The following is a 17,213-nucleotide window of genomic DNA, read 5'->3' on the forward strand; positions in this document are numbered from 1 at the left end:
GCCGTTGGAAGGAGAAGGATGCCAGACCAGCCAATGAATACGAAGCGGTCGCGCTTGAGCCAGTCATCGAGGACGTCGAACCATCCCCGCTGTGGCGCGCGTCCTACAGCGATCGTCATGAGAGGTGAACGGTGCGGAAAGCCGCAGGCTGTGGGATACGCCGCGACCTTAACAATCTTCAAGCGTCCTGCGGGGCTGAATTTACTGAGCTGAAACCCCTCGTATCGCTTTGTTTCTTAGGGATTTTTTCCTATTTCGACGCATGGGCCTTTCTGCGGTCACAATGGCGCTTCGTTCTGGCTGGGTCATGTCCGCAGCAGTGCTCGAGCAAACCGTGCTCGGCTCCCGTCGTCTCTCGAATTATCTGGTGGCATCTGCCGTCACCATTGGCGGAGTGGGCTTCCTTCTGGCTTCGCTGTCGAGTTATCTCGGTCGTGATCTCCTGCCTCTGGGCCATCCGGCTGCTTTGGTGTTCGTGCCGCAGGGGCTGGTCATGGGGTTGTACAGCCTCGCTGCGGCGTTGCTGGCCACCTATCTCTGGTACGTCATCGGTGTGAATGTCGGCGGCGGCAGTAACCGGTTCGACAAGGACGCCGGTGTGGTGACTATTAGCCGTCGCGGTTTCCGCAAGCCCGTTCTGGTGGAGATCCCTCTTAAGGACGTGAAGGCCGTGAAAGTCGAGGTGCGTGATGGCTTTAATGCTCGACGTCGTGTTGCCCTGAGAATTCAGGGAAGACGTGACATGCCACTTACCCGTGTCGGCGAACCGCTGCCTCTGGCGCAGTTGGAGCAGGACGGTGCTGAGCTGGCCCGCTTCCTTGGCGTCAATCTCGAGGGGCTCTGATCCGATGCGTCGTTTTCGTTTGTGGACGCTGCTGTTTCTCATCCCTCTGCTGGTGAGTTGCAGTCCCTCTCCGCGTGCCTCCGTCGTGACGGGCTGCGCTGATGCTCAGGCGGCCTGCCTGCAGGGGCTGGCCACCATCACCATGCAGACGAGCCAGGGCGAGTTCACGATTGAAGTGAACGGAGATGCTGCACCGCTCACCTCCGGAAATTTTGTTGATCTGGTGAGGCGCGGCACCTACGACGGAACGATGTTTCATCGTGTTGTGCGCGAGCCTGTTCCCTTTGTTGTGCAAGGGGGGGATCCGCAATCCAGCGATCGATCCGTTCCCTTGGGGCAGCTCGGAACGGGCAGCTTTGTTGACCCCGCCAATGGTCAAGCTCGGATGATCCCCCTCGAAATCAAGTTTCGATCGGAGACGCAGCCCCGATACAGCAGGGTCAGCACCAATCCCGCTGACCTGGATGGTCTGGAGCTGAACCATGAACGGGGGGCCGTGGCCATGGCCCGTTCCCAGGCGCCGGATTCCGCTAGTGCACAGTTTTATGTGGCTTTGCGCCCCTTGCCGGAACTGGATGGTCGTTACGCCGTCTTCGGCCGTGTCGTGGACGGCATGGATGTGGTGGATGCGATTCAGCAGGGAGATCGCATTACCAAGGCAGCGCTAAAGGAGTGAACTCAGGCCGGGACCCGGCTCTGGCTTGGGGACACCTTCAGCATTTCTGTGTTCACCCCTGAAGCCCGCTCGAGCGCCACCTTGCCGGTGCGGGCAATTTCGAGAATTCCGAAGGGAGCCATTAACCGTTCCAGGGCTACCAGTTTCCCGGGATCTCCCACCACTTCCAAGGTCATGGCTTCATCGGCCACATCCACGACCTTGGCCCTGAAGACCTGAACGAGTTCGAAAACAGCGCTCCGGGATACTGCCGGTGCTGAGACTTTCAGCAGCATCAACTCCCGTTCCACAGCGGGTCGCTGGGTGAGGTCCAACACCTGAAGCACATTCACCAGTTTGTCCAGCTGTTTGGTCATCTGCTGGAGCGTCTGGTCATCGCCTTCAACAACCATGGTCAGTCGAGACTGCCCTTCCGCCTCCGCCGGACCGACTGCCAGGCTGTCGATATTGAAACCGCGTCGGGCGAAGAGTCCTGCGATCCGGCTGAGTGCTCCGGATTCGTCCTCAACCACCACCGAGAGGGTGTGTTTCATCGCCGCTGGTCGTCCCCTGCCGGTCTGGTCCTCCCAAGTTACGGTCCAGCCAGGGCAACAACACAGAAAGGAAGCGATCGGGCGCTTCGTCATGGGGGCAGTGACCGCAGCGATCCAGCACGCGCAGTACGAGTTGTGGATGCGTGGCTGCCAGGGATTCCCCGATAGCCAGGGGCACAAATCGATCCTGACGTCCCCAGATCAGAAGCATGGGGGATTGGAGCTGCTCGAGCAGTGCGGGGGCAGTGGCTCCTCTGGGGCGCTTCGACATGCCCAGGCTCATGCCCCGCAGGGCCTGAGCGGCCGTGGGCCTTCGGGCAGGACGGGCAACCAGCTGAAGCAGTTCTTGATCGGATTGGATCGAACTCCAGTAGGCCCCCTGTAGCCCGGCTTTGAGCAAACCTGTGCGCGCGATCAAGGGCACCACAAGCTCAAGAGGCAGAAGGTGCAGAACCAGCCAAAGCAGGCGCCGCTGCCAGCGCCGTCGCCAGGGCGAGCGACGTTTCGGTAGCGGTTGGATCAGGGCGGGGTCCGGTAGCGGAGCTGCAACTACCGCCTGCACCCTGTCGGGCCGCAGCACCGCTGCGGTGAGCGCAGTCAGGCCCCCCAAGGAGTTGCCGATCACCACCGCTGGTCCTTGAACCACTTGATCGAGGAACGCGCAGACCTGCTGCGCCCAGAGCCGGTTGTCCATTGGCCGCGCCGGCTGGGCGGATTGGCCGAAACCCAGCAGATCCAGGCTGTAGACCCGCCAGCCATGTTCAGCCAATCGCGGCGCAAAGTGGCGCCAGTGTCCGCTGGCGGCGCCGAAGCCGTGCAACAGCAGCAGAGCGGGTCCTGCTTCAGGGCCGCTGACGCGCCAGTGGCAGGGCCAGCCTCTCCAGCACCAGGTGCTTGGAACGCCCCACTCGGCAGTCTGGATGGCAGCAGACGGCACCCTTCTGACCTCAACCGATCATCACTATCGCGAAGGTCTGGCTGAGTTCAGCCTTGGCCCAGGGTTTTTCAGGCCTGAGTCACGCCCGGCCCGCGATCTGTCGGTGTTGCTGGCCCGCCACCAGAAGGCAAGCGCAACGCAACCACTCCGTTGGCTTGATCTGATGGCCGGTTGCGGGATCAGGGCGCTGCGCTGGGGCCTGGAGGCGTTGGGCAGCGATCCCGCTGAGACAGAGCTCTGGATCAACGATGGTGATCCGGATCGGCTGCCGCTGATCCAGTCCAATGTGCAGGCATTGGGGTGTTCAACGCGGCTCAGCGCGGAGGCGGCAGATTTGTTGCTTTATCGGTCGATCCTTCAGCGTCAGCGGTTCGATTTCATCGACCTCGATGCCTTTGGGGCTTCGGGGAGCTTGATTCAGCCGGTCCTTCAGGCTTTGCGCTTCGACGGCCTGTTGTTTCTGGCATCGACGGATGGCCGTTCCCCCACCGGTCATGACCGTGTTGGTGCGATTCGAAGCCTTGGTGCCGCAGCCCGCGTGCATCCCGCTAGCTGGGAAATGGCCCTGCGGCAGCAGATCGGCCTGGTGGCCCGGCAGGCCTGGCTTCTGGGCCGTGGTGTGCAGCCCCTGTTCAGCTTTAGTGAAGGGCGCACCTTTCGCCTCGCCCTCCGCTTGCTGCGTCAGATCCCAGCGGGCGATGAGAAGAAGCTTGGGCTGGTGGCGCGTTGTGAACGATGCGGTGCTCAACGGGTGCAGCCTCTGCTGAAGCTCAGCGGCTGGCCTGCTTGTCATTGCGTGGACGGTCAGGGGAGGTGGAGCATCAGTGGCCCTTTGTGGATTGGTCCTCTGCAGGAAGAGCCTCTTTTGCAGCAGCTCATTGCCGATGCCCAAGACCTTGGCCTTCAGCAGATCAGCCCTGTCACCCTGCGCTTGTTACGGCGCCTGCAGGCGGATCCGGGGGATTGCCCCACGGTCTGGCCTACAGATGAGCTGGCCTCGCGATTGGGAGGTGGTGGGCCGCCAGCCCTCGCTCGACTGGTGCAGGCGCTCCATGCCGAGGGCTACCGCGCAAGTGCCAGTGGAGTCATGCCAGCACAGGTCCGAACCGATGCGGAATTGCCGCAGCTGTTACAGATCTGCACCAGCCTGCGGGGGGAAGGGATTTAAATGGGCGTGCGATCGCTTTGCCCAGACCATGGCTGCTGAGATTTTTGGAACTGCTGCGATCTTCTGGGTGTTGATTCCCATCGGCCTCGCTGGTGGTGCTCTGCTGCTGAAACTGCAGGGCGACGACTGAAGCAGTCGCTTTGAAGCGGGGGCCATTAGGCTCCCCTCTTCGCGAGGAAGGCGCCGATGCAAGTGCTTGTGGTGGGTGGCACGGGCACCCTGGGACGACAGATCGCCCGTCGTGCCATCGATGCCGGCCACCAGGTGCGTTGCATGGTGCGGGCGCCCCGCAAGGCTGCTTTTCTTCAGGAATGGGGTTGTGAGTTGACCCGTGGCGACCTGCTCGAACCAGACAGCCTGGATTACGCACTTGAAGGCGTCGATGCCGTTATCGATGCGTCCACAAGCCGGCCCAACGATCCACGCAGCATCTACGAGACGGATTGGGACGGAAAGCTCAATCTGCTTCGTGCTTGCGAAAGGGCTGATGTCAAGCGTTTTGTCTTTCTCTCCTTGCTGGGAGCCCATCAGCATCGCGATGTTCCATTGATGGACATCAAGGCCTGCACGGAGAAGCTGCTGGAGTCATCGGATCTGGATTACACGATCCTGCAGGGTGCTGCGTTCATGCAGGGGGTGATCAGCCAGTTCGCCATCCCTGTTTTGGAGAGCCAAACCGTTTGGGTCAGTGGCAGCCCTACGGCCATTGCCTACATGAACACCCAGGACATGGCTCGATTCGCTGTTGCGGCTCTCGAGCGGCCGGAGACCGTTCGCAGTACGTACCCGGTCGTCGGGCCTAAGCCCTGGAACACCGGTGAACTGGTGCAGCTGTGCGAACGCTGCAGTGGCAAGACGGCCAGGGTGTTTCGGGTTCAGCCCTTCTTGATCAACCTGATGCAGGGTGTGGCCTCCTTCTTTGAGCCTGCCGTCAACGTGGCGGAGCGGCTTGCATTTGCAGAGGTCACCGGTAGCGGTCAGACCCTCGACGCTCCGATGCAAACCAGCTACGCAGCGTTTGGTCTCGACGAATCCGAAACCACCGAGATGGAGAGTTACATCAGTGAGTACTACGACACGATCTTGAAGCGTTTGCGTGAGATGGAAGCGGATCTCGACAAGGACGCGAAGAAAAAGCTCCCCTTCTGAACCTTGATGCCCCTTGGTTCTTTTGTACTATCGCCTTAATTGATCCTTTTCTAATGGCTGTCGCTCAGCTCAAAAATCTGCAGCGGCGTCTGCAGTTGTTGTCGGATGAAGCAGAACAGGGCCTCAACCGTGTTTGCGGTCATGAGTTGTGGAAGTCGGTGGGGCCCGATGCGGTTGATGGTGTGGCGGATCCGGACCGTCGTGCCGAGGCCAACTACTGGTACGGCCAGTGGAATGTGGTGCGTGAGCTGCAGGAGGCCATCGGCTGATGGCTGAGTCGTGTTGCCCTCCCTCTCAGCCCCAGTCTCTGGATCAAACACAGGCTGTTGAAGCCCGTTACGGAGCTGCTGCACACGAGCAGGAAGCCTGCTTGTGCACCCCGGTTGGCTTCGACCCTTCCCTGCTGCGAGTGATCCCCGATGCTGTTGTCGAGCGTGATTACGGCTGCGGTGATCCCACCCGATGGGTGAAGCAGGGTGATCGTGTGCTCGACCTTGGCAGCGGCAGCGGTAAAAACGCCTTCATCTGCAGCCAAATTGTCGGAAAGTCCGGCAGCGTCACCGGTGTGGATCGCAACGACGACATGCTTGTCCTGTCGCGGTCGGCGATCCCGGTCGTGGCGTCAGCAGTGGGGTTCGACAACGTCCGTTTTGTTGATGGAGCCATCGAAGCCCTTGATGCGCCTGCTGCCGGGGGAGAGCCCCTGATTGCCGATGCCTCGATGGATGTTGTGCTGAGCAACTGTGTGCTCAATCTGGTGAATCCATCCTCCCGCGACAGGCTTCTGGCCAACATTCGCCGGGTTCTTGCTCCCGGCGGACGGGTTGCCATTAGCGACATCGTCTGCGATCAGGTTGTGCCCCTGCGTTTGCAGCAGGACCCTGATCTTTGGAGTGGCTGTATCAGTGGCGCCTGGCAGGAGCAGGATTTTTTGGAAGCCTTCGAGGCCCTTGGCTTTGAGCAGGTTCGCTATGCAGAGCGCAGCGAAAAGCCCTGGCGCGAGGTGGAGGGCATTGCGTTTCGCGCGGTCACCCTCGTCGGTTCCCTCCCCGACGAGGGCCAGAAGAGATCGGCTTGCTGCTGATGAGCTTGTTTAGCCGCTCCTGTTCAGCACCTGTCACTGCACGCCAGTCTCCGGCTTGAAGTTCTTTCAGGTCCAGCGGTGGTCCATTGTCCATCAAGTCAATGCAGCAGCGCACCAAACGCAATGTCGGTAGTCCGACGGCCGCAGTCATGCGTCGCACTTGCCGGTTGCGTCCTTCGGTAAGTGACAGCTGAAGCCAGCTGGTGGGGATTGCGGCGCGGTAACGAATGGGAGGCCTTCTATCGGGGAGTTGCGGTTGGTCGTGCCCTTGAAGCCACTGTGCTTTGGCCGGCAGGGTGCGACGGCCTTGAATGACAACACCATCCCGAAGCTGTTGCAGCTGTTCGATGGTGGGCGTGCCTTCGACTTGCGCCCAGTAGCTGCGCCAATGGCCAAAGCGTGGGTTGGTGAGGCGCTGTTGCAGGCGACCGTTGCTGGTGAGGATCAGCAGCCCCTCGCTGTCGGCGTCAAGACGCCCAGCGGCGTAGACCTGGGGCACGTCAACAAAGTCGCTCAAGCACCCCCAACGGCTCCCTTCCTCCGGCGTGAATTGACTCAAGACCCCAAAGGGTTTGTTCAGCAGCAGCGTCGTCAAGTCAGCTCGCGTTCTCTCGCATCCTCCACAGGTTGACCACGCCGACGGAGATCAGCAGCAGACCGAGATCCATGCTCAACGGGGGAAGAATCACGGCAGGGGGAGAGGGGTCGGCGTTGGAGCCTAAGGGCTCTGTTCTCTCGGCGGGGCGCAAGTGGCCTTCTAAACTGATACCAGCAAGACAGAATTGGCTACCGACGCATGATCGAAACCTCGGGCGTGATCGAGAAGGAACAGGGCAACGGGTTCTATCTGGTCACCCTCGAGCAGCCTGCAGGTCACCAATGCCTTTGCAGAGCGGCTGGAAAGCTCACCAAGTTTCGAATCAAATTGCTCGCCGGTGACAAGGTTCTGGTGGAAATCAGCCCCTATGACCTCACCCGTGGCCGCATCACTTATCGGGAACGCAATGCGGGTGCTCCTGGTGGTCGTCCCGGTGGAAACCGCCCCGGTGGACCTCGCCGTCGTTGATGTCCGCTGCCCTCAGGCGGCAGCCTGAAGGCAGGATTCAATCGCAGCCTTGAATTCGCTGCGCTGCTTGACGCCGCGCCATTGCTTCACCATCGCTTTCTGGTGGAACAGCTGAACTGTGGGTGTGCCATTGACCCCTGCCTGTTCAGCGATCTGCTGATCAGCTTCGATGTCGATGACAACAGCCTGGGCAGATCCATTCAGCTCTTCAATCACCCGTCGCAGCTGAGGCTTCAGCACGTGGCAAGGGCCGCAGCTTGGTGAGGTATAGATCACAAGCAGAGGCTTCGTGCTGTCGTGATAAAGCTTGCGCAGGGCAAAGCTTCCCTTCTGCCATAGACCTTGAGGGTCGTAGGTCGCTTCTGTGGTGACCTCCACGTTGACCGGACGTTCCGCCACCGCTGGCTCCACGTCTTGGCGTTGCACCCGGGTTGCCAGGTTGTGATGGCTTAGCCAGCGCTCTGCTGCCAAGGCTGCTTTGCAGCCACTTCCGGCTGCGGTGATGCCCTGACGCCATTCAGCATCAGCCACATCGCCGGCAGCGAAGACGCCCTCCAAGGACGTTTCCGGACGCCCCACTTCCGTTTTCAGATAACCCTTCTCATCGAGATCAAGTTGCCCCTGAAGCAGATCAGTGTTGGGGGTGTGGCCAATGGCATAGAAGAGCCCTTTGACAGCAAGGCTCTGAGAACTGCCTTCATTGCGATCCCGCAGGGTCATCGACTGCATCCAGTCATCTCCGCTGATGTCAACGATCTCGCTGTTCCAGTGCACGGTGATGGCGTCATTGGCCAAGACCCGATCAGCCATGGCTGCGCTGGCACGGAGTTTGTCCGAGCGCACCACCAAATGGACGTGGCTTCCGTATTTGGTGAGGTACACCGCTTCCTCGCAGGCGGAATCTCCGCCGCCGACCACGGCAAGCTCCTCGTTGCGGAACTGCGGCGTGGCCCCGTCACAGATCGCGCAGGCGCTGATGCCCTTGCTCCAAAAGGCACTCTCTGACGGAAGTTTGAGACGGTTTGCACTGGCTCCGGTGGCGATCACCAGGGCATGGGTGTGGATGGTCTGACCGTCGACTTCAATGCGATAGGGCTTCGACGTCAGATCAATGCTGTCGGCATCGGCTTCCAGCAGGTGGGTGCCCCAACGAACAGCCTGGGACTTCATCAGATCCATCAGGTCAGGACCGAGAACACCATCCGGAAAACCGGGAAAATTCTCGACATGAGTCGTGGTCATCAACTGTCCGCCGGGGATACCCCCGCGTTGAAAGCCGGTGATCAGCAGCGGTTGCAGGTTGGCGCGTGCTGCATAGATGGCCGCCGTGTAACCGGCTGGGCCTGAACCGACGACAACCAGATTTTCGATGTGATCCGAACCGCCTTGAACCACCGCTAAAGCGAACTGACTATGAGTTAAATCTAAAGCCCTGCTTGAGCCAGTGGTGGGTTGTAACCCGAAAAAAGATGTATCAGGCTTGGGGGAATTTAAGGTTGTTTTTAGATTTCAACCTGGGAATCGTTGGACGTTGGGTCGTGAATCGGCCGACGCTTGCTTGGATTGCGCGGAACGGCCAAAACATTGGCCTCAAGCATCTCTATGTTTTCTCCTATGCAAGTGATCCACTCGCAGAATTCTTGGGTGATGGCATAACTGTCTTCATAGCGCTCTTCCTTGTCCAGGACAGCGATGCGCGTGGATGCCCAGCCGCTTGCAACGATGACCCGGCGTTCCATTGCGGCATCCATAACTGACTCCTCGATGTTGATCAGGTTGACGGATCGGGGGTCCCATTCGGCCCATCCATTCGCACAAGTTCGCATTTTTCTCTGACCAAAGCTGTGTTCAGCGCTGCAAAAAAGTGGGCAATTCGGGTGTTTTCAGGCGGATCACCGCACCGGCTCCATCTTCAACCGCTTCGAGGGGAAGGCTGGGGCCGCGCCATGGCCCAACACCCTGCAGGTCATCCTGGGAGTCCTGGCCCTGAGGGCGCAGAACGTAAGGCTCTGCCACCGACCATGACCGTGCGTAGTCCATGAGCAGTGGGTCTGCCGGAGCGAAGATGAAGGAGGCTTCTCGGGGGATGGCTTCGCAGGCGGCTAGCTCTGGTGTCATCCGCACGGCCCGGGTGATGCCCTGCACAAAACGGCTGCGGGTCACAACGGTGGTCAGATAGGCAACCACCCTTAGGCGTGGTGCATCAAAGCCTTCCGCGCACATGTCAATGCTCACAAGCCAATCGGCACTCCCGCTTTGGAAGGCGTTCAAGCGTTCCGTCGCTTGGGGGCTCTGGGAATGAATCAGCTCCACCCGGTTGCCGTCTTCAATCAACACCCGGCTGATGGCCTCGGCGTGATTGATGTCGCGGGCGATGACAAGGCCAGCTGACTGTGGCTGACGCTCCTGAAGTTGATTCAGTTTCTGCTGCGCTCTCAGCAGCACCTGCTGGCCAATGCTGCTGCTGTCGGCTAGGCGTATGGCGCGACGCAGGTTGCGAGCACGCCAGCTTTCCCGCTGTTCGGACGAAAGGGGGGAAACGTCGCGATCGGGTAGTCCCTCGCGGCTGTGTTCTACCCAGCCGTCTTGAAAGCGGAACTCCAGGGGGCGGACATCCCCTGCCGCGATCAGGTCCCTTGGTTCCACGCAGAGATCCGGACGGATCTGCTCGACCCAGCCACCGTCGTCCAGTTGAACCCGGATTCGACGGGCGGCGCAGAACCCCAGGTTGTCGGCACGAAAGGGGGTTCCTGTGAGTCCCAGACGCAGGCTGACGGTGTTGGTCAGCTCCAGAAAGGTCTGCCCCCAGGCTGTTGCGTCCGGTTCGTCGGGATTGACGCCGAGATGGTGTGCCTCATCGGCGATCGCCATGCAGGCGCTTGTGCCCCATTCCTCAAGACGTGCTCGCAGCGCGTCGCGTTGACGACCCGCACCCTGATACGTCACCAAAAGACCGTCTGCTCTAAGGCTCTGTTCCGGCGTGCAGGGCCACTCCTCCAGCCGCAAGCCGAGACGAGCAGCGGCTGATTTCCATTGATTCAGGATTGAGGTGCGGTGGCAGAAGACCACGAAATGGTTCAGCCGGCCTAGATCCCGCATCGCGCGGAATCCCAGCAGGGCACCCAGTGTTTTCCCCGCTCCTGGGCCTGCAAACACAAGAAGGTCGCGGCTGCTGCCCTGAAGCTCAAGCCTGCGTCGCAGGAGTTGGATCAGCTGTTGCTGCCATTGTCTTGGTTGGACAGGTACTGGGTCCTGATCGGTGTTGACCTTGGACGGGAGGTTGAAGCTGACGGCTGAGATATCGCCCACCCGGGAAGATGAGTCTTTTTAACCATTCTTTTGCGCCGTGGCATCTCTACCGTCCGGCCATCAGCTCCATCGGGATCGGGTCCCGCCCATCGCCATGGCCCAACGCTCCTTCTTCAGCAGCCCTCTCGATCAGCATCGCGATCAACTGGATGGCTGTTGGGAACTCGATTGCGACATCGACCCATTGATTCTTCGAGCGCGCGTTCTGCATCGCCGCGGAGAGCTGAGCTGGGCCCTTGGACTTGAACAGGAAGTGCTGCCGATCGTTTGATTCGGCAGCACGTTTTGGCGCCAGAGCCTTGCTTCAGAGCGCTTCAGCGTGGTTAACCACCAAGTGTTCCACTTCCATTAAGGCCTCTTCTGAGGCGGAGCGAGCGGCCTTGAAATCCCCCTTCGCTGAGTTCAGCATCTGCTCAGCAAGCCGATCCAGCAGCTCTTCCCGGCGTTCCTCAAGCATCGCCACGATTTCGGTTTCCACAAGCGTGCGGACCGCCTGGATGCGCAGGTCATCGTTCTCCGCTTCTGCAAATGTGCCCTGCACGAGTTCCTGGATGAACAGGCGGTGCACTTCGCTGCTGCGCAGAAAGCTTTCCGTGGCGTTGATCATCCCGTCAACCAGGGTTCGATCGGGCTCGCATTCGCCGTCATTCAACTTGAATTCCCAGTCGAGGTGCCGCCGCTGCCAGCCGGCCGTGTGCAGGCTGGGCATCACGCTTTGGGAGAAGGTGTCGACGGAGATTTCATAGATCCGCTCCGCCAGCCGTTCACACCAGTCCTTGCCGTGCAACTGGAGGGTGGACTGCATGGTTTCCCGTTCAACGGCGTGGCCGCCGTGGTGGCTGTGACAGAGGCCGTCGGGACACTCGATTGCGCTGAGACCCATGAGGAGCACAGAGGATGCACTTCACGTAGCAAGAGCAACAGAAGAGGGGGGCTTTCTTCAGGAAGCTTCCTGATGGCGAGAGGGTGACCCCGTAAGTAACCTCACTTGGGTCGGTGGTTGTGTTCCCCTTGCCCAGACTTCTGATACCGGTGGAGTCGACACCGGAAGAAACCCGGGTTGCGGCAACGCCCGACACGGTCAAAAAATTCATTTCGTTGGGCTGCAATGTGGCAGTCGAACGCGGAGCCGGTACAGCCTCCGGCTACCTCGATGAGGCTTATGCCCAGCAGGGTGCGGATTTGATCCATGCCGGAGATGCATCGGCCTGGAGTCAGGCGGATGTTCTGCTCTGTGTTCAATCGCCGAGCGAAGCCGGCCTAGCCCGCCTTCGCCAGGGAGCGTTGGTGGTTGGTCTGCTCTCCCCCTACGCCAACGAAGACCTAACGGCAGGCCTTCAGCGCGGCGGTCTCTCTGCCATGGCGCTCGAACTGCTGCCGCGGATCAGCCGGGCTCAGTCTGCGGATGCTTTGTCCTCCCAGGCCAACATCGCTGGCTACAAGTCGGTGTTGCTGGCTTCCGCTGCTCTGGATCGTTACTTCCCGATGCTGATGACGGCAGCGGGCACCGTTCAACCTGCAAAGGTTGTGATTCTTGGAGCTGGTGTGGCGGGCCTTCAAGCGGTCGCCACAGCCCGCCGCCTCGGTGCAGTCGTTTACGTCAGTGACATCAGGCCGGCGGTCAAAGAGCAGGTTGAATCGCTCGGCGCCCGTTTCATTGAGCCACCTGAGTTGGAAGACAAGCCGTCTGAATCCGGCGGTTATGCCAAACAGGCCTCCGATGCATTCCTGGCTGCTCAGCGACAGCAGCTGTCTGATCAACTGGCTGAGGCCGATGTGGCCATCTGTACCGCCCAGGTGCCCGGTCGCCGTGCTCCGCGCCTGATCAGTGAAGACATGCTCGATCGGATGCGTCCAGGCGCTGTGGTGGTTGACCTGGCGGTGGCCCAGGGCGGTAACTGCGCCGACACCGTGCCTGGTCAGACCGTGGACCGTAAGGGTGTGAAGCTGATTGGCGGCAATGATCTGCCCTGCAGCGTTCCCAATCACGCCAGTGCGCTCTACGCCCGGAATCTCGTGGCTCTGTTGGAGCCCACCATGAAGGACGGTGTCCTCAACCTCGATCCCGAGGATGAACTGATCGCCGGCTGTTTGATCGCCCAGGACGGCACCATCCGTCGTGGCGACGTCCTTACCCCAGGTGCCAACTGATGTTTGTTGAATTCCTTTGGGTTCTCCTGCTTGGCAGCCTGCTTGGGCTGGAGCTGATCGGCAAGGTCCCCCCCACCCTTCACACTCCGTTGATGAGTGGTGCTAATGCCATCTCGGGCATCACCGTTCTGGCAGCGCTCACCGCGATCATCAAGGCGGGCGATAACACCGTGGTGTTGCTGCTCGGCTCCGTCTCGCTGGGCTTTGCCCTGTTCAACGTGATCGGGGGCTTCCTCGTGACCGACCGCATGCTGGCCATGTTCAGCCGCAAGCCTGCTCGCAAGGAGAACCGCTGATGTCTGACCTTCTGAAATACGCGATTGAGCTGGTTGCGGTTCTTTTGCTGGCCCTCGGCATCAAGGGGCTCTCTAAGGTGCGTTCAGCCCGGGGTGCCAATCAGCTGGCGGCTGTGGCCATGGGCCTAGCGGTGCTTGGTCTGCTGATCAACTATCTCGGCACCACCGGCATCAGCAGCGCGGCCTGGGTCTGGATCATTGCCGGCACTCTGGTGGGTGGTGTGCTCGGAGCCATCACCGCCCAGCGGGTGCCGATGACCTCGATGCCAGAGACGGTCGCCCTCTTCAACGGCTGCGGAGGCATGTCCTCGTTGCTGGTGGCATTGGCTGCTGCGCTCTATCCGGTGGCCCTTGATGCGGCGGGCCCTGTGGCCGTGGTGTCCATCGTTGTGTCTGTCTTCGTGGGTGCGATCACCTTCACAGGCTCCATCGTGGCCATGGCCAAGCTGCAGGGCTGGCTTTCCACGCCTGCTTGGATGCAAAGCAAGGGCCGTCATGTCGTCAACATCGCGCTGGCGGTGGCATCCCTCGTGGGTGCCATTGAGATGCTGCGCAACGCTGATTCAGGTACGGGCCTCTGGCTTCTGATGGCGGCCTCCGGCCTGCTGGGGATCGGAGTGACGCTGCCCATCGGCGGGGCTGATATGCCCGTGGTGATTTCGCTGCTGAACAGCTATTCGGGTGTGGCTGCGGCCGCCGCCGGTTTCGTGGTGGGAAGCCAGTTGCTGATCGTGGCGGGTGCCATGGTCGGCGCCGCCGGCCTGATCCTCACCCAGGTCATGTGCAACGGCATGAACCGTTCTCTGGTGTCTGTTCTGTTTGGTGGAGCTCTTGGTGCGACCACTGCCACAGGTGGTGGTGGCGAATACACCAACATCACCAGCTGCAGCGTTGAGGAATGCGCCCTCACCCTGGAGGCTGCTGAACGGGTGGTGATAGTTCCTGGTTATGGCTTGGCTGTGGCCCAGGCGCAGCACACGCTGCGGGAAGTGACCCGCGTGCTGGAGAGCGCCGGCATTGATGTGGCCTATGCCATCCACCCTGTGGCTGGTCGCATGCCCGGCCACATGAACGTGCTCCTGGCTGAGGCGGATGTGCCTTACGAGCAGCTCCAGGAGATGGACCAGATCAATCCCGAGTTCCCTGCTACTGATGTGGTGCTCGTGCTGGGGGCGAATGACGTGGTCAATCCCCAGGCCAAGAGTGATCCCAATTCGCCGCTATATGGCATGCCCGTGCTGGATGTGCAGGATGCACGCACGGTGTTCGTGGTGAAACGGGGCATGAGTGCCGGCTACTCCGGCATCAAGAACGATCTGTTCGAGCTCGCTAACACCTCGATGTTGTTTGGGGATGCGAAAAAGGTTCTTGGCGACCTCTTGGTGGAACTCAAAGATCTGGGTCTGGGCAAGAAGTGATGGGCCGCGGCGTGGATAACCCCCAGCTGCGTGAGCGGCTGGGGGTTGCCTCGTTTCAACAGCGCTGGCCTTGGATTGGTGGCGATCTGCAAACCCTGCGAGACACCCTGCGCGAGGTGGATCTTCCCCACGATCAAGGGGTTCCGATTCCAATCCCTGTGCCTGCCTTGCCCAGTGGAGCTGCCGCTGCTGGGGCCTTGTTGGCGCTGCTTGATCAGCCTGAAGGGGAAGCCAGAGGCCTGGTGTTGCTTCTGCACGGGCTGGGGGGATCCAGCTCTCGTGAAGGCCTAAGGCGGATGGGTGTGGCTTTGCAGGCTGCAGGTTTTGCAGTGCTGCGGCTGAATCTGCGCGGTGCTGATCCCGGCCGGCATCTGGCGGGTGGTACCTACGCAGCGCGCTGCAACAGTGATCTGCTGCCGGTGATTGCGCGGGCACGAGCGTTGGCGGCGGGACGCCCGCTGCTGGGGGCAGGCATCTCCTTGGGCGGCACGATGCTTCTCAATGCCTGTCTGGCATCGCCCGGTGTGCTCGATGGCCTTTTTTGTGCAAGCAGTCCGCTTGATCTGGCGGCCTGCAGTGCCTCGATCGAACGGCCGCGCAATCGGATCTATCAACGCTGGCTGCTCAAGCGGTTGGTGCGACAAACCTTGGCAGATCCCTTTGGGGTGAGCAGCCAGGAGGAGTCCACGCTGCTGACGACGCCACCACGTTCAATCCGTGCCTTCGACAGCGCCGTGACAGCTCCACGTTGGGGATTCTCGGATGTGGAGGCGTACTACCGCGAGGCCTCACCCCTTCAGCATCTGCTGTCGCACTGTGATGTGATGCCGCCCACGCTGCTGCTGCAGGCACTCGACGACCCCTGGGTTCCCGCTTCAGCTGCCATGGATCTGGCTGAGGGTTTGCCTCCCGAGGCTGGTATGAGGACATTGTTCACCCGAAAGGGGGGGCACAACGGATTTCACGGGCATGGCGGCTGCTGGGGGGATCAGTTGGCGGCAGCCTGGCTTGGCATGGTTGCTCGAGGTATTTGACCATCTGTTTTGTGGCTTGGTCCTGCGTCGAAATCGCTAAGGAGATGTCGGCTTAGATGCTATTAATCCTGAGCGACATATCGGTTATATCTGCAAAACTTACTTGCTTTTGAGTGCTTTGATGTATAAGGATAAGGGTGGAAATTAAAAATATATGTGTTCTTGCTTCCGCTTCAGAACCCAGCCTCGAATTAAATGAAATGGATCTAGATTTTCTGGTTTTCTGTGGGTTTGCGAGAATATTTCTAAATTAAGGTAAACCCACCTAGAAGTAAAACGCTTTGTCAGAGGGGTTTTGATAGACAGCTCCACCGCATCTTGTCGCAATCCTCCAAAGAGCTTTATGGATTGGGGTGGGGTCGTATCGCACCAGCTCGGGAAATCTTTGCCTCAACAGATTTGTTCCGTGCCAAGCGTTGTAGTGGGGAATCGATGAGTTGACGTGATGACAAACGTGAGTGGATCCGATCCCGTGGTGCAGAAGATTCAGGATGGGTCCGTAAGGGCGGTCAACCGTCTGAAGGGCTCCCTTCGGCCAAGACCATGTTTCATTTGAAAAATGAGGAATATCGCTATTCGTGTGTTGTAGCCAGGTGTATGTTGTCAGCCACATGTTGATTACCATGTATGGCAATCCATACAGACAGAGCACTCGAAGTGGGGAATATTGTATCGACGCTGCAATCAAGAAAGAAACCATGGCCAGCAAGCCAAGATTGGAACGGATCATCCATTTTTTGAATGTTTCAGGAAACAAGCGGCGCTTTCCGTTGGTGATTCGCTTGCCATTCCAAAAATGAGATGTAGGTGAGTCGTAGTCTTCCCCGCCAGTTGCTCCAAAAAATAGATAGAGCTGCCAGCCGATAACGAGATGGTTGAAGAGAGAGATAATCCCGAAGATGACTGGATGCAGGTTTTGCTTCAGCTGTTCTGTGGTTTTTCCTAATGGTGACGTTGCCCTTGGCGGTACGTGGGTTTCTCCTTTCTCAAGGTGATTGCAGTGGGCGTGATGTACGGCATGGCTATGGGCCCAGCTGTAGTAAGGCACAAGGAGAATGCTATGGAGAGCAAACCCCACGCCCCCTTCGATCCGACGATTGGGGTGAAAGGCGTGATGGCCGCACTCATGGGCAATGACCCAGCAGCCCATCGCAATGGTGCCGGTAACAGCTCCATAGAGAAGCCACAAAGGTGTGGCTGCGGCAGAAAGTGGGATGAGCGTTCCAACGCCAACTGCCAAGGACGAAAGTCCGACTGACATCACCAAACTCATCCACGCCTTGAAAGGGCTCAACTTGGAGAGCTCTGGTGGCAAGGTTTTCAGCAACTCCGCTTTTGTCGGATAGGCGGCTGATTTGTGAGTGCATTCAGAGGCCGTTTTTGTTGGTCTGATCGTTGCTGCAAATGCCAATCGAGAGCCTCAGGACAAGCGAGAAGTGATCAACGCTTAAGGTTTTCATCATAGTTGTTCGTCTCGCCAGCTGTGGGTGCTGTCGAGTGATAGGTGCTGGTTACTGCTCTGGAGGTCCCCTCACTCAGTTGCCAGGC

Annotated in this window: 21 protein-coding genes and 1 pseudogene; 13 read left to right on the plus strand and 9 right to left on the minus strand. The window is 59.7% G+C overall.

Translation table 11 applies throughout. From position 1 onward, the window contains the following. A pseudogene (locus NCN06_RS10170) lies at window positions 1-119 on the minus strand (photosystem II D2 protein (photosystem q(a) protein)); the annotation flags it as partial. Window positions 120-307: 188 nt separating this feature from the next. Here NCN06_RS10170 and NCN06_RS10175 point away from each other — a divergent pair. Both NCN06_RS10175 and NCN06_RS10180 read left to right on the plus strand, forming a co-directional pair. After that, entirely contained in the window at window positions 308-844 is a 537-nt protein-coding gene (locus tag NCN06_RS10175; RefSeq protein WP_115025401.1) for a photosystem I assembly protein Ycf4, read from the plus strand. Window positions 845-848: 4 nt separating this feature from the next. Next, entirely contained in the window at window positions 849-1,520 is a 672-nt protein-coding gene (locus tag NCN06_RS10180; RefSeq protein ID WP_115025350.1) for a peptidylprolyl isomerase, read from the plus strand. A 2-nt stretch (window positions 1,521-1,522) separates the two neighbouring features. On the opposite strand, the gene ilvN is transcribed toward NCN06_RS10180, so the two are convergent. After that, complete coding sequence (gene ilvN, locus NCN06_RS10185; RefSeq protein WP_226398891.1) at window positions 1,523-2,053, minus strand: acetolactate synthase small subunit; 531 nt, start codon at window positions 2,051-2,053, stop codon at window positions 1,523-1,525. Next, on the minus strand, window positions 2,025-2,990 hold the full coding sequence (locus NCN06_RS10190) for an alpha/beta fold hydrolase (RefSeq protein WP_226398890.1): 966 nt from the start codon (window positions 2,988-2,990) through the stop codon (window positions 2,025-2,027). The genes ilvN and NCN06_RS10190 overlap by 29 nt, the downstream gene beginning before the upstream one ends. Here NCN06_RS10190 and NCN06_RS10195 point away from each other — a divergent pair. The 5 genes from NCN06_RS10195 to NCN06_RS10215 are packed head-to-tail and all read left to right on the plus strand — an operon-like array spanning window position 2,974 to window position 6,391. After that, window positions 2,974-4,158 (plus strand): N2,N2-dimethylguanosine tRNA methyltransferase, encoded by a 1,185-nt coding sequence (locus NCN06_RS10195; RefSeq protein ID WP_226398889.1) that lies wholly within the window; start codon window positions 2,974-2,976, stop codon window positions 4,156-4,158. The two genes, NCN06_RS10190 and NCN06_RS10195, sit on opposite strands and share 17 nt — an antisense overlap. Before the next feature lie 28 nt (window positions 4,159-4,186). Beyond that, window positions 4,187-4,288 carry a cytochrome b6-f complex subunit PetM gene (petM, locus tag NCN06_RS10200; RefSeq protein ID WP_038553686.1) on the plus strand — a complete coding sequence of 34 codons (102 nt, stop codon included), beginning with the start codon at window positions 4,187-4,189 and terminating at the stop codon, window positions 4,286-4,288. A 56-nt stretch (window positions 4,289-4,344) separates the two neighbouring features. Continuing rightward, a complete protein-coding gene (locus NCN06_RS10205; protein WP_226398888.1) occupies window positions 4,345-5,307 on the plus strand; it encodes an NAD(P)H-binding protein in 963 nt (320 codons plus the stop codon). A 53-nt stretch (window positions 5,308-5,360) separates the two neighbouring features. Then, window positions 5,361-5,576 carry a DUF8669 family protein gene (locus tag NCN06_RS10210; protein ID WP_006851288.1) on the plus strand — a complete coding sequence of 72 codons (216 nt, stop codon included), beginning with the start codon at window positions 5,361-5,363 and terminating at the stop codon, window positions 5,574-5,576. Further along, window positions 5,576-6,391: a methyltransferase domain-containing protein gene (locus tag NCN06_RS10215; RefSeq protein ID WP_226398887.1), complete on the plus strand. Its 816-nt coding sequence runs from the start codon at window positions 5,576-5,578 to the stop codon at window positions 6,389-6,391. Before NCN06_RS10210 ends, NCN06_RS10215 begins: the two co-directional genes overlap by 1 nt. On the opposite strand, the gene NCN06_RS10220 is transcribed toward NCN06_RS10215, so the two are convergent. After that, window positions 6,336-6,986: a pseudouridine synthase gene (locus NCN06_RS10220; protein ID WP_226398886.1), complete on the minus strand. Its 651-nt coding sequence runs from the start codon at window positions 6,984-6,986 to the stop codon at window positions 6,336-6,338. The two genes, NCN06_RS10215 and NCN06_RS10220, sit on opposite strands and share 56 nt — an antisense overlap. Before the next feature lie 201 nt (window positions 6,987-7,187). Here NCN06_RS10220 and infA point away from each other — a divergent pair, with 201 nt between their 5' ends. After that, window positions 7,188-7,457, plus strand: a complete 270-nt coding sequence (infA, locus tag NCN06_RS10225) for a translation initiation factor IF-1 (RefSeq protein ID WP_006041809.1) — start codon at window positions 7,188-7,190, stop codon at window positions 7,455-7,457. Window positions 7,458-7,469: 12 nt separating this feature from the next. Here the strand turns inward: infA and trxB are convergent, their stop codons facing one another. From trxB to NCN06_RS10240, 3 genes are all read right to left on the minus strand, one after another. Then, a complete protein-coding gene (gene trxB / locus NCN06_RS10230) occupies window positions 7,470-8,852 on the minus strand; it encodes a thioredoxin-disulfide reductase (protein WP_250398901.1) in 1,383 nt (460 codons plus the stop codon). Between the two features lie 107 nt (window positions 8,853-8,959). Further along, on the minus strand, window positions 8,960-9,208 hold the full coding sequence (locus NCN06_RS10235; protein ID WP_115095344.1) for a DUF8673 family protein: 249 nt from the start codon (window positions 9,206-9,208) through the stop codon (window positions 8,960-8,962). Between the two features lie 97 nt (window positions 9,209-9,305). Then, window positions 9,306-10,766 (minus strand): DEAD/DEAH box helicase, encoded by a 1,461-nt coding sequence (locus NCN06_RS10240; RefSeq protein ID WP_502988837.1) that lies wholly within the window; start codon window positions 10,764-10,766, stop codon window positions 9,306-9,308. A gap of 37 nt (window positions 10,767-10,803) precedes the next feature. Between NCN06_RS10240 and NCN06_RS10245 the strand changes: the two genes are divergently transcribed. Further along, window positions 10,804-11,037: a hypothetical protein gene (locus NCN06_RS10245; RefSeq protein ID WP_166016973.1), complete on the plus strand. Its 234-nt coding sequence runs from the start codon at window positions 10,804-10,806 to the stop codon at window positions 11,035-11,037. Window positions 11,038-11,070: 33 nt separating this feature from the next. Here the strand turns inward: NCN06_RS10245 and NCN06_RS10250 are convergent, their stop codons facing one another. Beyond that, window positions 11,071-11,649: an EF-1 guanine nucleotide exchange domain-containing protein gene (locus NCN06_RS10250; protein WP_115025339.1), complete on the minus strand. Its 579-nt coding sequence runs from the start codon at window positions 11,647-11,649 to the stop codon at window positions 11,071-11,073. A gap of 128 nt (window positions 11,650-11,777) precedes the next feature. On the opposite strand from NCN06_RS10250, the gene NCN06_RS10255 reads away from it, so the two are divergent. The 4 genes from NCN06_RS10255 to NCN06_RS10270 are packed head-to-tail and all read left to right on the plus strand — an operon-like array spanning window position 11,778 to window position 15,665. Next, window positions 11,778-12,917, plus strand: a complete 1,140-nt coding sequence (locus NCN06_RS10255; RefSeq protein WP_226398883.1) for a Re/Si-specific NAD(P)(+) transhydrogenase subunit alpha — start codon at window positions 11,778-11,780, stop codon at window positions 12,915-12,917. After that, the gene (locus NCN06_RS10260; protein WP_115025338.1) at window positions 12,917-13,213 is read left to right on the plus strand and encodes an NAD(P) transhydrogenase subunit alpha part 2; all 297 of its coding nucleotides are present in this window, start codon (window positions 12,917-12,919) and stop codon (window positions 13,211-13,213) included. Before NCN06_RS10255 ends, NCN06_RS10260 begins: the two co-directional genes overlap by 1 nt. Then, window positions 13,213-14,631 carry an NAD(P)(+) transhydrogenase (Re/Si-specific) subunit beta gene (locus tag NCN06_RS10265; RefSeq protein ID WP_226398882.1) on the plus strand — a complete coding sequence of 473 codons (1,419 nt, stop codon included), beginning with the start codon at window positions 13,213-13,215 and terminating at the stop codon, window positions 14,629-14,631. Before NCN06_RS10260 ends, NCN06_RS10265 begins: the two co-directional genes overlap by 1 nt. Further along, window positions 14,631-15,665 (plus strand): alpha/beta fold hydrolase, encoded by a 1,035-nt coding sequence (locus NCN06_RS10270; RefSeq protein ID WP_250398902.1) that lies wholly within the window; start codon window positions 14,631-14,633, stop codon window positions 15,663-15,665. The genes NCN06_RS10265 and NCN06_RS10270 overlap by 1 nt, the downstream gene beginning before the upstream one ends. Before the next feature lie 265 nt (window positions 15,666-15,930). On the opposite strand, the gene NCN06_RS10275 is transcribed toward NCN06_RS10270, so the two are convergent. Continuing rightward, window positions 15,931-17,076 (minus strand): fatty acid desaturase, encoded by a 1,146-nt coding sequence (locus NCN06_RS10275; protein WP_226398880.1) that lies wholly within the window; start codon window positions 17,074-17,076, stop codon window positions 15,931-15,933. Window positions 17,077-17,213: the final 137 nt, after the last annotated feature.

The sequence above is a fragment of the Synechococcus sp. MU1648 genome, from assembly GCF_023630615.1.
Classification (GTDB): domain Bacteria; phylum Cyanobacteriota; class Cyanobacteriia; order PCC-6307; family Cyanobiaceae; genus Parasynechococcus.